Here is a 15,610-nt window from a genome sequence, read left to right as displayed (position 1 = left end):
CAGTCATGCGCCATTTCGTTGTCTGCAAAGGCGCGCCGCGCCTCAAGCCGTACCGTTCTTGGCCGACTTTGCCAGTTCCTGTTCCAGGTCCACCAGTTCCTTGCCGCCGGCCATCAGGTTGAGCAGCTGGTCGCGGTTGATTTCGCCCTTGGCGTAGGTGCCGGTGCTCCGGCCACGCTTCAAGAGCGTGAAGCGGTCGCCCACGACATAGGCGTGATGGACGTTGTGGGAAATGAAGATGACGCCGATGCCGCGTGCCTTGGACTGCACGATGAGCTTCAGGACCACGGATGCCTGATGGACCCCCAGCGCCGATGTCGGCTCGTCGAGGATCAGAACCTTGGCGCCGAAATAGACGGCACGCGCAATGGCCAGGCATTGCCGTTCGCCGCCCGACAGCGTGCCGACGGGCTGTTCGGGATCGCGCAGCTGGATCCCCATGGCCGACATCTCGTCATAGGCCGTGCGGTTGGCGAAGTCGGCGTCGAACTGGCTGATCGGCCCGAACTTGCGCATTGGTTCGCGCCCGAGGAAGAAGTTGCGCGCCACGCTCATCAGCGGCACCAGCGCCAGGTCCTGGTAGACCGTTGCGATGCCGCTGTCGCGCGTATCGGCGGGCGAGGCGAACCGTGTCGGCTTGCCCTGCACGCGGATCTCGCCTTCGTCCGGCGTGTAGACGCCCAACAGCGTCTTGATCAGCGTCGACTTGCCGGCGCCATTGTCGCCGAGCAGGCAATGCACCTCGCCAGGGCAGACATCGAAGGACACGTCCTTCAGCGCCACGACCGAGCCGAAATATTTGCTGACAGATTTCAGTTCGACATAGGGCTCGGCCATCACCGGCTCCTCATGGCGCGGTTGCGCACATAGCTGTTGAACAGCACCGCGATGACCATCATGGCGCCCATGAACAGCTTGAACCAGTCCGTATCGATGCCGGTGTAGAAGATGCCCATCTGCACCACGCCGAAGATCAGGGCGCCGAACATGGCGCCGATGGCCGATCCATAGCCGCCGGTGAGCAGCGTGCCGCCGATGACGACGGCAATGATTGCCTCGAATTCCTTCTGCGTGCCGCGCAGCGTGTCGGCCGAGCCCGTGACCAGCACCTGGATCGCCGCGAACAGGGCCGCCGCGAGTGCCGTCATGACGAACAGCGTGATCTTGGTGCGCGCCACCGGCACGCCGAGATTGCGCGCGGCATTGGCTTCCCCGCCGGCGGCGAAGATCCAGTTGCCGAAGCGGCTGCGCGTCAAGAGCCAGGTGCAGGCCAGTGTCAGCACGATCCACCACACGATCGACACTGGAATGCCTGATATCGAGGGCAGGCCGTCGGCCCGCTTGCCGATCAGGCCGATGTCGGAAAGCCAGGCGATCAGGCCGGAGAACACCTGTCCCGAGAACAGGCTGTTGAGCGGATCGTGCAACGCCAGCTCATGCACTCCGGAGACCTGGGTTCGCCCTGAAATGCCGCGCGTGAGGCCAAGCGTGAGGCCGCGCAGCATGAACAGGCTGCCGAGTGTCACGATGAAGGAGGGCAGGCCGGTCCTGACGACGGCGAGCCCGTTGAGCGCGCCGATGCCGCCGCAGACGGCGAAGGTGAACAGCAGCGAAAGCCAGATCGGCCAGCCCCAGAACACCGAAGGGATAGCGATGAGGATGCCGGCAAAGCCGATCATCGAGCCGACCGACAGGTCGAACTCGCCGGCGATCATCAGCAGGGCCACGGGGGCGGCGAGAATGCCAAGCTGGGCCGAGACTTCGAGGAAGTTGACGATGCCCTTGGCACTGAAAAGTCCCGAGCTTCCCGCCGTGACGGCGAAGAACACGAAGACCAGCACGGTGCCGGCCGCCGCGCCAAGTTCCGGCCTGCTCAACAGGCGGCTCAGGCGTGACACGGACCGGACCCGCTCGTCGCGAATCTCTGAAACCATGGCTGCGTTACCCTTCACATAGAGCCGTTCATCGTTTCACGGAAACGCTGAACGGCTCTATCTCCCTGCCTTGACGCAATTCCGGACGGAAAACGGCTCACACTTTCCTGGAATTGCTCTGATGAAGCGGCCGGAGCGGAGCCCCGGCCGCCAGTGTCAGCGCTTGCCGAGTTTCGACAGCTCGACAACCGAGGCGGCGGTGTCCTTGGTGACGAAGCCTGGGCCGGTCGGATAGTCGGCGATCGGCATGATCTTGTACTTCTTCCAGAGGTCGAACATCGCGACCGGGATATAGCCCATGGCATATTGCTGGGCGTCGATGCCCCATTCCATCTTGCCGGCGACGACCGCCTGCAGGATCGTGGGCGAGAGATCGAACGTGCCGGTCTTCACCTTGCCCGAGAGGCCCATTTCATCAAGGGCGGCCAGTGTCGGTTCGGCACCGCTGGCGCCGACGGCGAGGATGAACTGTGTGTCGGCATGAGCGGTCATGTAGGCGATCACGCGGTTCTTCATTTCGGTCGGGTCGATGACGCCGTTCATCACCGGAACGTCGACGCCCAGACCCTTGGCAAAGCCGGCGCAGCGATCGTCAAGGCTCGAATTGCCGACCTCGTGGTTGGCGCAGACCGCCTTGGTGAGGCCGAGCGCCTTGATGCGCTCGCCGGCCATGACGCCCGCCTGGAATTCATCCTGCCCCATGAACAGCAGGCCGCCAAGGTCATGGGTCAGCTTCGAGCCGCCGGAATCGATGACGATCACCGGGATGCCGGCGGCGACCGCGTTCTTGACCGGCGTCGAAAGGGCGGCCGCGTCGGGGATCGAGACAACCATGCCGTCAGGCTTGGAGGCCGTGATGGCGTCGATCATCTGCGCCATCTTGGCCATGTCGAAGGTTTCGGGCGCCAGGTATTCGGCCTTGACGCCCAGGGTCTTGGCGGCATCGTCCATGCCGTTCTTGACCACCGACCAGTAGGGGTCGCCGCTCTGGCCATGGGTGACGAACACCACGCGCGTCTCGTCGGCGGCCGCAAGGGTCGTGGCCGCCGCCATCATCGTGAAGCCGGCCATCAGGCCGAGCGCAGGCTTTATTAATTTCGCAAGCGAAAACATAGAACCTCCTGTTTGTTTTCCGCCGCCGCAATTACGGTCGACGGTTCCAGTTGCCCCTTTATTCCAGTTCCATTCCTCAGCACTGGTTCCCTGGGGGCCGCACGCGGCCCCAATCATTCGATGACGGTAAATCCGGCTCCCTTCGCCATGCGCGACAGGTTCTGGAAGCCCATTGTCGCATAAGTCAGCGGATTGGCCTTGCTGGGATCCTGCTCAGCCTCGACGACCAGCCAGCCGCTATAATCATTGTCGGCCAGCACGCGCAAAATGGCGGGATAGTCGATGGAGCCGTCGCCGGGAACGGTGAAGATCCCTTCCATGACCGCACCCATGAAACTCATATCCTCGGCGCGGGCACGATCAAGCACGGGTTTGCGCGCATCCTTGCAATGCACATGCACGACGCGTTTGACATGGGCCTTGATCAGGGCCACTGGGTCGCCGCCCGAAAAGATGGAATGGCCGGTGTCGTAGAGCAGGCCAACCGCTTCGCCGGTGTGGCGCATCAACAGGCCGACCTCGGCATCGGTCTCGACGATGGTTCCCATATGGTGGTGAAAGGCCATGCGCACGCCGAAATCCGCCATTCTTTCAGCGAGTACAGTCAGCTTGCGGCCATAGGCCGGCCATTCGTCCGGGCTGAGCGCAGGGCGCTGCGAGATCGGCCCCCAGATGGCGTTGTGGCGTCCGCGCGAGGTGTCGGCATAGACGACATGGGTGGCGCCCATGTCCCTCAAGAGCTGGAGATGCGGCGTGATGGCATCCATCTCCGCGCTGACATCCTTCTCGTCGCAGCGGCCGTCATACCAGCCGGAAATCACCGCAAGGCCATAGCGCTGCATGATCGGCTTCAGCTCGGCCGACCGGCGCGGAAACTTGCCGCCAAGTTCGGTGCCGGAATAGCCGGCCTGCCTGGTTTCGGCGAGACACACCTCGAGCGGCGTGTCGCCGCCGAGTTCCGGCACGTCGTCATTGGTCCAGGTGATCGGATTGATGCCGATGCGAACCTTCACGGGCGAACTCCTGATTGCTTCGACTGGGCAAGGTGATGGCGGGCGAGGCCGGCCAGCAGCGTCATGTCGCGACGGGCATGTTCGGCGGTGTTGCGCACGGGCGTGCCTTCGACGATCGCCGACCAGAAGCCTTTCAACTCCTCGACGAACGCCTCCTGGTAGCCGCTGCGGATGTCCGCGCTGGAAAGCGTATGCCCGCTGCCAGTGCGAACCGTCAGCCGCGTCGGCTGGTGGTTGAGATAGGGCGAGGGGAATTCCAGTTCGAGCGAGGCGTCGTCGAAGTAGAGCGTGATGCGCTCGCGATAGTCGGGCAGCCTCGGAATGGCGACATGCACCATGGTCCACAGCGCCTGGCCGTCGAGCAGCCGGACAGTGCCCTGGCCGCCTTCGCCTCTGGCGAAAAGCGAGGCGCCGACAATTTCGCCGTCGGCGACGCCGAGCGCATCGAGCAGCCCATGGACGGCGTTCACGTCATGGACGATCGAGGAACAATAGGCGCCGACAAAGCCTCGAAAGGCGTCGGGATCATCGATGCCGGCCACCGCGCGGTCCACCTGCTCACGCTGCCTGGCTTCGGTCGAGGCAACCAACCCCTCCGCGACGTCGTCACCCCGGCAAGTGGAGGTGTGCCGGATGAAGGGCCAGGCGTCGGGATCGTTAACCTCGACCGAAATGTAGCGAAGCGTCCGCGCCGTGCCCGGCAGCATTTTCAGCGCCGTCTCGTAGCTCGGGTCGAAACGCTTCATGTAGCCGACCTGGAGCACCTTTCCGGCGCGATCCCTGGCGGCGATCAATTCGTCGATGTCCGCGGCGCTGTAGCAAAGCGGCTTTTCGCAGAAGACATGCAGCCCCCGGGCGAAGGCGGCGAGACTCTGTTCGCGGTGCAGCGCGTCCGGCGAGGCGATGACCACGGCATCGAGCGGCATCGCGAGAAGCGCGTCGAGATCGGGGAATGTCGCGAGGCCGAATTCCTCGCCGACGAAGGCACGGACCTTGCGCGACGGATCGTAGACGCCAACGATCTTGAACTGCCGGTGCAGCTTGAGCAGGTTCGGTATGTGCTCGACCTGGGCGACGCCACCCGCCCCGATCACTCCCACTTTCATGCACTGCATCGGCCAGCCCCATCTGAATCCGAACGCTTTTTTTCTTGAGCCTAGGACGCCTTTGGTTCCATTGTTAGAACCAGATTCCATTGATTTTTGGGAACCAGATGAAGACCAGTTTTCCCATCGACGGCATTGCGCTCGATCGCGACAGTCCCGCAAATCTGCACCGGCAGCTCTATGTCCAGTTGCGCGGCCTGATCGAACGGCGCGTGCTGCCGAGCGGCCATGCACTGCCCTCGACACGGGTCATGGCGCGGGACCTGAATGTGGGACGCAACACGGTGATTGCCGCTTGCGACCAGCTCGCGCTGGAGGGCTACCTCGCCATACGGCCACGCAGGCCTTCGGTGGTCATGGACCTGCCGACCCGTTCAGTGGCAGCGGAACATGTGTCTGTCGAGGATGCCAATCCGTTATCGTTGCGCGGGCAGACGATGCTCGCCCAACCCTATCATCATGGCCGGCCGGGAATGCTCGCCTTTCATCCCGGCATGCCGGATCCGGATAATTTTCCGTTCAACACCTGGTCGAAACTGCTCAGCCGCCGCGCCAAGTTCGCGCATATCGATCTTTTCGGCACCTATCACGTCAAAGGCTATCCGCCGCTTTGCGAGGCGATAGCGCGCTACCTTACCGCCTCGCGGGGCGTGAAGTGCACCGCCGAGCAGATCGTGGTGACCAATGGCGCCCAGTCGGCTTTCGATCTGCTGGCCCGGTTGCTGATCGATGAGGGCGACACGGTATGGATGGAGGAGCCGGGATATTATGGCGCCGGTTCGGCCTTTGTCTCGGCCGGGGCGAAACTGGCGCCGCTGCGCGTCAGCAATGCAGGCTGGAATCTCGATCCGCCGCCTGTCATTCCGCGCATGATTTTCGTGACACCCTCATGCCATCACCCGCTCGGCATGACCATGCCGATGGAACAGCGGCTCAATCTGCTGCACATGGCCGAGACCTGGCGCTCGTGGATCATCGAGGACGACTATGACGGCGAGTACCGGTTTCAGGGACAGCCTATCCCGGCCCTGCAAGGCATCGGCGCGTCAAACCGCGTGGTGTATGTCGGGACCTTCGCCAAGATCCTCTTCCCGGCCATGCGCCTCGGCTTCATGGTGGCGCCCAAGGCGATCGATCACACGATCGTCTCGGCGCTGAGCGTCAGCGGCCAGTTCGCCCCCTTGCTAACCCAGGCCGCGCTCGCGGATTTCATGAATGAGGGGCATTTCACCCGCCATCTCAGGCGCATGCGGCGCCTCTACGCGGAGAGGCGCCAGTTCTTCCTGGAAAGCGCGCAACGGCATCTCGGGGAATGGCTGGATTTCCACACCACCGAATCCGGCATCCAGGTCGTCGGGATTTTCCGCGGCAGATGCAGCGACAGGGCGGTTGCCGAGGCAGCCCTCCAGCAAGGCATCAACGTCTCGGCGCTGTCGATCCAGTACCGCCATGGCACGGAGCAGAACGGTCTTGTCATGGGCTTCGCGGCGGCCGATGCGCAGACCACCGAAAAGACGATGCAGAAGTTTCGCGCGGTGCTGCAAAGTTATTTTTCGCGAATGAATAATCCCGGTTAAGCAGCTGGCACTGTTCGCTTTTTTAAGGCGGACTCGTGCTTCTGGGCGGTGCTAGCCCGGATTTGCCATCCGTGCCCGACAGCGCACCTCATCGATGGGCCTGCCGAGAGCGGCAAAGCGCGAGGCCGCTTCTTCAAATGCCGCCACGGCCCTGGTTTCGTTACGCTCGGCCCGGCGCTGCACGCCGCGCGCTTCCCACACGGCAGCCACCCAGGGGCCGCCGTTCCACATGCCGGCGACCCGCTCAGCCTCGTCGAGCCGGCGGTTGACCTGTTCGATCTCGCCAGCCTCGGCCAGGGCCATCGCGGCCGCGGTGCGAAACGTCATCGAGCAAGGCTGGCAATTGCAGCCCGATGACAGCATGCGGTCGCCTTCGCGAATGGTCTCGGCGATCCTCTGGGAGGTGGTGGCGGCGCGCACGTCAAGCCCTTTCAGGCTGATCAGCAGGTGCGGCGCCAGCCAGGAAGACTGGGCAAGGGTGGTGGCGCGGTGGATCAACCGTCCCGCCTGCCATTTCTGGCGGCGGGCAAGCGCGAGTTCCGTCAGGCGCTGGAGCGCCAGCACGCGGCCGGCCACGGCTCCCACCTGCGCGTAGAGTCTCTCGGCCTCGGTCAACATGCGTTCGGCCTCGGCCAACTGGCCCGAGAAGAGCGCTGCTTCGCCCAGCACGAGCGAGGCGAGGCCGCGCCCGGCGACCGAGCCGGCGCCCTCGGCCACCGACAGGAGTTCTCGGGCCGAGGCGGCGATGTCGTGGTGGCCGTTGGCACTGCAGAGGCAGAATTCGGCCAGGCACAGATGCCCGTCAAAAACGTTGGAGACGAAGGCTGGCTTGGAGCGGACCCATTCGATGAACTCCGCCCTGAACAGTTCGCGCCACTGGCCCTGCATGTGGGCCACCAGGCCGATCAGGGCGCTGGCCTCGCCAACCTCGCGGGCCAACCCCGCGCCCATGGCCAGTTCGCGAGTTTCCCGGCCAACCTGGCCGGCCTTGGCGAAGTCGCCGCTTTGCAGGTGCAGCAGGCCCCAGGCCAGCGAGGCGCGGATGCGGTCGCTCAGGCCGACAGGGTCGATAGAGGGCACGGCAAGCGCCTTTTCGTAGAGCTTCACAGTCTGCGCGCCGGGGCCGACGCCGAGGTCGATCCGCAGGAACTCGCTCAGCTGATTGAACAGCCTGATCGCTTCGGCCCGGTTGCCGGCGTCGAGCGCCGCCTGCATCAGGGCGCATTGCGCCTGCTCGTCGGCCGGGTCCAGCCCGATCAGGCGCTGCCAGAGCTTGCCGGCCCGCAGTACCTCGGCATAGCGCTGACGCAGGGCCTGGCGGGGCGTTTCGAACCAGTCGACATAGGGATCGTCCGGCAGCAGGTCTCCCAAATAGAGATCGGCGGCAGCTTCGCAGGCGGCGGGATCTTCGCCGCGCAAGGCAAGCCTGGCGGCGGCCTCGAATGCATCGACGTCGATTTCGAGATCGCCAGCGGGGGCGAGCGCGATGACATCGGCCGTCTGCTCGATGAGGTCATTGGCGCCAAGCGCGCGGCGGGCAAAATGGATGGCCTTGCGCAGGTTGGCACCCGCGGCCTCGGGATCGAGATCCGGCCAGAACGCCTCCATCACCTGTTCGCGGTGAATGCGGTGGGAGCGGGTGACGGCCAGCAGCTTCACCAGTGCCGCGCCACGGTCCCGCCGCCACGCCGTGGCCGGGATGAGCTGATCGCCCAGACTGACGCTGAAGCCGCCAAGCAATTGAATTCGGACACGCAATCGAAAGCCCCCTCCAGGATGCGAGGCCCGCACGCCCGAAATCGGCCGTCACAAGCACCTGTGGGGCGGGGAACGCTGGCGGAACATAGGTTGCCTAAGCTGCACCCGTAGTCAATTCCGACCACTCACAGGAGGATCAAATGTCTCTTCGTATCGCCGACACCGCGCCCGATTTCACCGCCGAGACCACACAGGGCCCGATCAACTTCCACGAATGGCTGGGTACATCCTGGGGAATCCTGTTTTCCCACCCCAAGGACTTTACCCCGGTCTGCACGACCGAACTCGGCTACATGGCCAAGCTGAAGCCGGAGTTCGACAAGCGTGGCGTCAAGATCATCGGGCTCTCCGTCGATCCGGTCGAACGTCATGCCGGATGGGCTGATGACATTGCCGAGACCCAGGGACACGCGCCGAATTTCCCGATGATAGGCGACCCGATGCTGGCCGTTGCCAAGCTCTACGATATGCTGCCCGCCACGGCCGGCGACAGCGCCGAGGGACGTACGGCGGCCGACAACCAGACGGTGCGCCATGTCTACGTCATCGGGCCCGACAAGAAGATCAAGCTGATGATCGCCTATCCGATGACCACCGGGCGAAACTTCGACGAGATCCTGCGTGTGGTCGACTCCATGCAACTGACCGCCAAGCATCGCGTCGCCACGCCGGTGAACTGGCGGCAGGGCGACGACGTGATCATCGCGGGTTCGGTTTCGAACGATGAGGCCAAGGTGCTCTATCCCGAAGGCTGGAAGCAACCCAAGCCATATATCCGTATCGTCCCGCAGCCTCGCGGCAACGCCTGAGCTTTGCTCAAGACCCAGGCAACAGGAGGTTACCTATGAAACCCCGTATCCTTATCCTTGGCGCAGGTTTCGGCGGGCTCGAGCTCAGCACGTCCTTGTCCGAAGCTTTGGGTGACAGCATTGCTGTCACCCTGATCGACAAGTCGGATTCCTTCGTGTTCGGCTTTGCCAAGCTTGATCTGATGTTCGGCCGCGCAACCGAAGCGGCCGTGCGGCTGCCTTACGCCGACTATGCCAAGGCCGGCGTCACGTTGAAGCGCGAGACCGTCACCGCCATCGACCCGGAACGGCGGCGCGTGACGACGGACAAAGGCGTGCACGAGGCGGACATATTGGTGATCGCTCTCGGCGCCGACTATGACGTCTCGGCCACACCCGGCATCACGCTCGGCCGCAACGAATTCTACTCGGTTCCGGGCGCCGCCCACATGGCCAAGGTCCTGCCCGGTTTCACCCACGGCCATGCCGTGATCGGTGTTTGCGGCGCGCCTTACAAATGCCCGCCCGCGCCCAGCGAATGCGCCTTGATGCTGCATGATTACCTGACCGAGAGGGGCGTCCGGGGCGACTGCCAGATCACCTATGTGAACTCGATGTCGAGCCCGGTGCCGCCTTCTCCCGAAACGTCGAAGGCGCTTCTGGCCGCCTTCGCCGAGCGCGGCATCACCTTCATCCCCAGCACCCGCGTGGTTTCCGTGGACGAGGACCGCAAGGTCGTGACGCTCGACAATGGCGGCGAACTGCCCTGCGATCTGTTCCTGGGCGTGCCCCGGAACCGCGCGCCCGATGTCGTCGTCGAGGCCGGTATCACCGAGGGCGGCTGGGTCACCATCGATCCGCGCACACTCGAAACCCGCTTTCCCGGCGTCTACGCGCTGGGGGATCTGGCCAATACGGGCGCGCCGAAGGCGGGCGTCTTCGCCGAGGGCGCCGCGCGAACCGTTGCGGCGAACCTGATCGCCAGGCTCCGCCATGAGGAACCGACGGCAAGGAACCCGGGCGCGGGATCCTGCTACATCGAGTTCGGTGCCAACCGGATCGCCAGGGTGGATGTGGATTTCTTCTCTGGTCCAAAACCCACCGGTGCTTTCTACGAACCATCGGAGGCCTTGCGGGTCGACAAGGTGAATTTCGGCTCCAGCCGCAAGGCCCGCTGGTTCGGGCATTGACCTTTGACAAAGGGGACCTTCGACAAAGGCGGGGACCTTCGACAAAGGCGGGCCGCCGATGACTTGTCACCTCCGCCCGTCCCGTTGCTTCAGGCCATCTGCAATTCCCGTCGCGGCAGCGGCGGGAAGGCGATTGCTATGCCCGCCGCTCCGAGCCCGATCAGGGCCGAGCCGATGAACAGCCATTGATAGCTGGCGTAGGCGTCGAATATCATGCCGCCGGCCAATGGTCCCTAGGCCATGCCGAGGCTGGACAGCATGGTGGCGGCGCCGAATACGGTGCCGAGGATGCGCTGGCCGAAATATTCGCGCGCCAGCACGGCATAGAGCGGCATGACGCCGCCATAGGTGGCGCCGAAGATGACGGCAAGCATATAGAACTGGTCGAGCTGGCTGATCGAGAGATAGGCGGCGATGACGATCGCCTGGATCGCGAGGCCGGCGACCAGCACCGGCTTGACGCCGAGCCGGTCGGCCAGCACGCCGTAGAGAAGCCTACCACCCAGGCCGGCGAGACCCTCGACACTGTAGATCGTGACCGCCGCCATGGGCGCGACACCGCACAGCATGGCGTAGCTCACCATATGGAAGATCGGGCCGGAATGGGCCGCGCAGCAGGCGAAAAAGGTCAGCCCGAGTACGATGAACTGCGGCGAGCGCAACGCCTGGCCGACGCTCATGCCCGCACCCTCGGCGGCCGGCGCGGAAGCCGCATCGGCAACAGCGGGCTTGGGCGGCTGGCGCACCAACAGTACCGCCGGCAGCAGCAGCACCCAGGCCATGATGCCGATGTCGAACATGGCGGCGCGCCATTCATAGGCCGAGATGAGCCAGCGGGCGAAGGGCGAGATCGTCATCGGGGCAACCCCCATGCCGGCCGAGACCAGCGAAACCGCGAGGCCGCGGTGGGTATCGAACCAACCCGTGGTCAGCGCGATCATCGGCGCGAAGAAGGCGCTGGCCGCAAGTCCGACGAGGACACCGTAGGTGATCTGGAAGGTCAGGAGCGAGCCGGCGCGGCTGGCCAGCACCAGCGCCAGCCCGAGCAGCACCGCACCGATCGTCACGACGACGCGGGCGCCGAAGCGATCCGAAAGGGCACCCCAGGCGAAGCCGCCAAGGCCCATGACCAGGAAGTTGAGCGTCATGGCGCTCGAAATGCCGGCGCGCGACCACTGTGTGTCGAGTGCCATCGGTTCAAGAAAAATCGCCAGCGAAAACATCGTGCCGATGGCGACACAGGACATCAGCGCGCCTGCCGCGACGATGACCCAACGATAGGAAAGGTTCATGCAAATCTCCCATGCCAGAGCGCAGCGCCGAGCGCTGCTTGCGTCCGAAGGACGCTTCCGTCGGGGCCGATCCTACAATCTGGTTGCATTTTTTATCCAGTTTGGAATCGCGCTGTTTCCAGGCGCCCCTGCGCCTTGCGGGCACCCGTCAGATCGGCAGTTCCAGCGTGTATTTGATCGTCTGGCTGGGGACGTCGGTCTTGACGTTCTGGACGCCCTTGATGCGGCTCAGATGCTCCGACTGGAAGCGGCGGTAGTCGTCGATGCTGGCCGCCACGATGCGCACCATGGCATCGCAGTCACCCAGCATCAGATAGCATTCCATGACCTGGGGCAGTTTGGCGACCTCGGTGGCGAAATGCTCGATCGTGTCCTCGTCCTGCGCCTTCAGCCAGATGCGGGTGAAGAAGGTGAGGCCCTTGCCGATGCTGGCCGGGTTGAGCACGGCGACATAGCGGTCGATTACGCCGGCTTCCTCCAGCAGCTTGACGCGCCGCAGGCAAGGCGAGGGCGACAGGCCGACCTCGTTGGCCAGATCGTTGTTGGCCATGCGGCCGTCGCGCTGCAGCGCGCGCAGGATGCGTTTGTCGATGTCGTCCAGCTTCATGGCTCACAATTCCATTTTATTGGCCATACGTGACATCAGATGCCAAAATTGAACGAGATTCAACAATCTTCGCAACCAAATTGCGGAGAAGTGTGGGTATATTTGCCGCCTGTATCACGAGAGTTCAAACGCAGGGAAGCGGCGGCCGCGAGGCTGGCCGGTGGCAAGCCATGAGCATTTCACAGGCAGTCGAAGCGGCGGGCAATGGCTCGGGGTCAGAGTTCCGCCGAGGCGTGGCGTCCTGCGCGCCGGTGCTGTTCGGCACCATTCCCTATGCTCTGGTGCTTGGCGCCCAGGCGACCCAGAAAGGACTGAGCCCAGTCGAATTGTCCATGATGACGGGGCTGAATTTCGCCGGCGGCTCGGAATTCGCGGCGATCCAGTTGTGGACGTCGCCGCCGCGTATCCTGCTCATCGTCGCCATCACCTTGCTGGTCAACAGCCGGCATTTGCTGATGGGCGCGGCGCTCGCGCCATTCCTGCGCGACCTGCCGCGAAGCAAGGTGTTTCCGGCGCTGTTCTTCCTGTGCGACGAAAGCTGGGCGCTGGGCCTGGCCGACGCCAAACGGCGTGCGGCGGCTGGCATCACGCCAGCCTTCAGCCCCCGCTATTACATGGGCGCGGCCCTGGCGATGTATCTGACCTGGGTGGCCTTCACCACGCTTGGCGCCTTGCTCGGCCCGATGCTCGGCCATGTCGAGACCTATGGTTTCGACATGGCGTTTCCGGCCGTTTTCCTGGTGCTTATGCGCGGCATGTGGAAAAGTGTTTCGGCGGCGCGGCCCTGGCTGGTCAGCCTGGTCGTTGCCGCCCTTGTCTATCTCTTCGTTCCCGGCGCCTGGTATGTCGCGGCGGGCGCGGTGTCGGGGCTGCTTGCTGCCTGGCTGATGACAGGTGACGCATGATCGACATGGCAACCCTGCTCACCATCGTGCTGATGGCCGGCGTCACCTATCTCACGCGGATCGGCGGCTATGTCGTGCTGCGCAATCGGGTGCTCAGCGCGCGCGCCACGGCGGTGATGGAGGCGGCTCCCGGCTGCGTGCTGATCTCGGTCATCGCGCCGGCCTTCGTGTCGCGGAACCCGGCCGATCTTCTGGCGCTGGCGATCACTTTCGTCGCCGCGACGCGGTTGTCCATGCTGCCGACCGTGTTGATCGGGGTCGCTTCGGCGGGTCTGCTGCGGCACTTCATAGGCTAAGCCCCCGGCAGCCAGGCCAGCGCCTGCGTTCACTGAATGGTGGATGTGATGCGCCGACCCTTGGTGTTGAACAGATGCAATTGGGTCAGGTCCGGCGCCAGGAAAACCTGCTGGCCAGGCATTACGGGAATCCGCTCGCGCAACAGCGCGCTCAGCGTGTTGTTGCCGGCCCTGGCCATGACCAGCGTTTCAGATCCGGTCGGCTCGACCACTTCGACTACGGCCGGCACGCCGCTATCGGCGAGCCTGAGATGTTCGGGGCGGATGCCCCAGGCCGAAGCGCTTTCGCCCTGCTCGAGCGCCGGCAAGGGAAACACGGTGCCGTCGCTGGCCGTGAAGCCGTCCGCGGTCGTGCGGCCCTGCAGGATGTTCATCGACGGCGAGCCGATGAACTGGGCAACGAACAGATTGGCCGGCCGGTCATACAGATCGAGCGGGGCGCCGACCTGTTCGACGATGCCGCCATTCATGACGACGATCTTGTCGGCCATGGTCATGGCCTCGACCTGGTCGTGGGTAACATAGACGATGGTGGTTCCCAGGCGCTGGTGCAGCGCCTTGATTTCGGTGCGCATCTGCACACGCAGCTTGGCGTCGAGGTTGGAGAGCGGCTCGTCGAACAGGAAGACCTTGGGATCGCGCACGATGGCGCGGCCCATTGCGACACGCTGGCGCTGGCCGCCGGAAAGCTGGCGCGGGTAGCGGTCCAGCAGATCCTGCAGGCCGAGGATCGTCGCGGCGCGCGTGATCTTGGCGTCGGTCTCGCTCTTGTCTGTCTTCTTCAGGGTGAGCGCGAAAGCCATGTTCTCGCGCACCGTCATATGTGGGTAGAGCGCGTAGTTCTGGAACACCATGGCGATGTCGCGCGACTTCGGCGCGACGTCGTTGATGACCTTGCCGTCGAGCGCGATTTCGCCGGCGCTGACGTCCTCAAGCCCGGCGATCATCCTGAGCAAGGTCGACTTGCCGCAGCCGGACGGGCCGACAAGGATGACGAATTCGCCCGACGCGATGTCGACCGACACGCAGTGGATAACCCGCGCCTTGCCATAGGCCTTCTCGACATCGGATATGGTGACCGCACTCATATGTTGTTCCTCAGAAAGAGACCTTGTCGCCGCCCTTGAGCTGCAAGATCTGCCGCGCCTCGTCAGGGGTGGCCACCGAGGCGCCGAGCCCCTCGATGATCTGGCGCACCTTCTTCACCTGCTCGGCGTTGGATTTCGCCAGCTGGCCCTTGCCGATCCACAGCGAGTCCTCCAGGCCGACGCGCACATTGCCGCCGAGCGCAATCGCCTGGGTGGCGATCGGCAACTGGCTGCGGCCGGCGCCAAGCACCGACCATCGGTAGTCCTGGCCGAACAGGCGGTCGGCGGTGCGCTTCATATGCGCGACATCCTCCGGATGGGTGCCGATGCCGCCCAATATGCCGAACACGCTCTGGACGAAGAACGGCGCCTTGACCAGGCCGCGCTCGACGAAATGGGCCAGCGTGTAGAGATGGCCGATGTCGTAACACTCGATTTCAAAGCGCGTGCCGTTTTCCGCGCAGGTGCGCAGGATGTGTTCGATGTCGCCAAAGGTGTTGCGGAAGATGCGGTCGCGCGAGCCTTCGAGATAGGGCCGTTCCCAGTCGTGCTCGAAGGTCTTGAAGCGTCCGAGCATGGGATAGAGGCCGAAATTCATCGAGCCCATGTTGAGCGAGGCAACTTCCGGCGCAAAGGTCGCCGCCGGCTTGACCCGTTCCTCGACGCTCATCGTCGCGGCGCCACCGGTGGTGATGTTGACCACGCAGTTGGAGCGCTGCTTGATCACTTTCAGGAAGGGCGCGAAGGCCTCGGTCGACTGGTCGGGCCGGCCATCGGCGGGATTGCGCGCATGCAGATGGACGATGGCCGCACCGGCCTCGGCCGCCCCGATCGCGGCGTCGGCGATCTCTTGCGCGCTCACCGGCAGATGCGGCGACATGGACGGCGTGTGGATCGAGCCGGTAACCGCGCAGGTGATGATGATCTTGTTCTGGTTCGCCAC

The 15,610-nt window shown here is 64.2% G+C and carries 14 protein-coding genes and 1 pseudogene; 5 read left to right on the top strand and 10 right to left on the bottom strand.

Features of this window, described 5'->3' with window-relative positions; all coding sequences use genetic code 11:
* Positions 1–42 precede the first annotated feature (42 nt).
* From FJ977_RS23900 to FJ977_RS23880, 5 genes are all read right to left on the bottom strand, one after another.
* A complete protein-coding gene (locus FJ977_RS23900; protein WP_140774608.1) occupies positions 43–837 on the bottom strand; it encodes an ATP-binding cassette domain-containing protein in 795 nt (264 codons plus the stop codon).
* Positions 837–1,934: an ABC transporter permease gene (locus FJ977_RS23895; protein WP_056578534.1), complete on the bottom strand. Its 1,098-nt coding sequence runs from the start codon at positions 1,932–1,934 to the stop codon at positions 837–839. Before FJ977_RS23895 ends, FJ977_RS23900 begins: the two co-directional genes overlap by 1 nt.
* A gap of 156 nt (positions 1,935–2,090) precedes the next feature.
* Positions 2,091–3,047: a sugar ABC transporter substrate-binding protein gene (locus tag FJ977_RS23890; protein ID WP_140774607.1), complete on the bottom strand. Its 957-nt coding sequence runs from the start codon at positions 3,045–3,047 to the stop codon at positions 2,091–2,093.
* A gap of 113 nt (positions 3,048–3,160) precedes the next feature.
* Entirely contained in the window at positions 3,161–4,060 is a 900-nt protein-coding gene (gene iolE / locus FJ977_RS23885; RefSeq protein WP_140774606.1) for a myo-inosose-2 dehydratase, read from the bottom strand.
* Positions 4,057–5,166 carry a Gfo/Idh/MocA family oxidoreductase gene (locus tag FJ977_RS23880; RefSeq protein WP_246683300.1) on the bottom strand — a complete coding sequence of 370 codons (1,110 nt, stop codon included), beginning with the start codon at positions 5,164–5,166 and terminating at the stop codon, positions 4,057–4,059. Before FJ977_RS23880 ends, iolE begins: the two co-directional genes overlap by 4 nt.
* 107 nt (positions 5,167–5,273) lie before the next feature.
* Here FJ977_RS23880 and FJ977_RS23875 point away from each other — a divergent pair, with 107 nt between their 5' ends.
* On the top strand, positions 5,274–6,743 hold the full coding sequence (locus FJ977_RS23875; RefSeq protein ID WP_140774604.1) for a PLP-dependent aminotransferase family protein: 1,470 nt from the start codon (positions 5,274–5,276) through the stop codon (positions 6,741–6,743).
* A 51-nt stretch (positions 6,744–6,794) separates the two neighbouring features.
* On the opposite strand, the gene FJ977_RS23870 is transcribed toward FJ977_RS23875, so the two are convergent.
* On the bottom strand, positions 6,795–8,501 hold the full coding sequence (locus tag FJ977_RS23870; RefSeq protein ID WP_140774603.1) for a BTAD domain-containing putative transcriptional regulator: 1,707 nt from the start codon (positions 8,499–8,501) through the stop codon (positions 6,795–6,797).
* A gap of 140 nt (positions 8,502–8,641) precedes the next feature.
* On the opposite strand from FJ977_RS23870, the gene FJ977_RS23865 reads away from it, so the two are divergent.
* Positions 8,642–9,310, top strand: a complete 669-nt coding sequence (locus FJ977_RS23865) for a peroxiredoxin (protein ID WP_140774602.1) — start codon at positions 8,642–8,644, stop codon at positions 9,308–9,310.
* A 35-nt stretch (positions 9,311–9,345) separates the two neighbouring features.
* Positions 9,346–10,479 (top strand): FAD-dependent oxidoreductase, encoded by a 1,134-nt coding sequence (locus FJ977_RS23860; protein ID WP_140774601.1) that lies wholly within the window; start codon positions 9,346–9,348, stop codon positions 10,477–10,479.
* An 89-nt stretch (positions 10,480–10,568) separates the two neighbouring features.
* Here FJ977_RS23860 and FJ977_RS23855 read toward each other — a convergent pair.
* Positions 10,569–11,771 (bottom strand): annotated as a pseudogene (locus tag FJ977_RS23855) (MFS transporter).
* Between the two features lie 148 nt (positions 11,772–11,919).
* Positions 11,920–12,378: an Lrp/AsnC family transcriptional regulator gene (locus tag FJ977_RS23850; RefSeq protein WP_056578518.1), complete on the bottom strand. Its 459-nt coding sequence runs from the start codon at positions 12,376–12,378 to the stop codon at positions 11,920–11,922.
* Between the two features lie 170 nt (positions 12,379–12,548).
* Here FJ977_RS23850 and FJ977_RS23845 point away from each other — a divergent pair, with 170 nt between their 5' ends.
* Together FJ977_RS23845 and FJ977_RS23840 are read left to right on the top strand one after the other, a co-directional pair.
* Positions 12,549–13,283 carry an AzlC family ABC transporter permease gene (locus FJ977_RS23845; protein WP_140774600.1) on the top strand — a complete coding sequence of 245 codons (735 nt, stop codon included), beginning with the start codon at positions 12,549–12,551 and terminating at the stop codon, positions 13,281–13,283.
* On the top strand, positions 13,280–13,579 hold the full coding sequence (locus FJ977_RS23840) for an AzlD family protein (RefSeq protein WP_140774599.1): 300 nt from the start codon (positions 13,280–13,282) through the stop codon (positions 13,577–13,579). The genes FJ977_RS23845 and FJ977_RS23840 overlap by 4 nt, the downstream gene beginning before the upstream one ends.
* 29 nt (positions 13,580–13,608) lie before the next feature.
* On the opposite strand, the gene ugpC is transcribed toward FJ977_RS23840, so the two are convergent.
* A complete protein-coding gene (gene ugpC, locus FJ977_RS23835) occupies positions 13,609–14,667 on the bottom strand; it encodes a sn-glycerol-3-phosphate ABC transporter ATP-binding protein UgpC (protein ID WP_140774598.1) in 1,059 nt (352 codons plus the stop codon).
* 10 nt (positions 14,668–14,677) lie between these two features.
* Positions 14,678–15,610 (bottom strand): 3-keto-5-aminohexanoate cleavage protein, encoded by a 933-nt coding sequence (locus FJ977_RS23830; protein ID WP_140774597.1) that lies wholly within the window; start codon positions 15,608–15,610, stop codon positions 14,678–14,680.

This window comes from Mesorhizobium sp. B2-1-3A, assembly GCF_006442655.1.
Taxonomy (GTDB): domain Bacteria; phylum Pseudomonadota; class Alphaproteobacteria; order Rhizobiales; family Rhizobiaceae; genus Mesorhizobium.
Note: the sequence above shows the minus strand (reverse complement) of the source record. Positions and strands in the feature narration are given on the sequence as shown.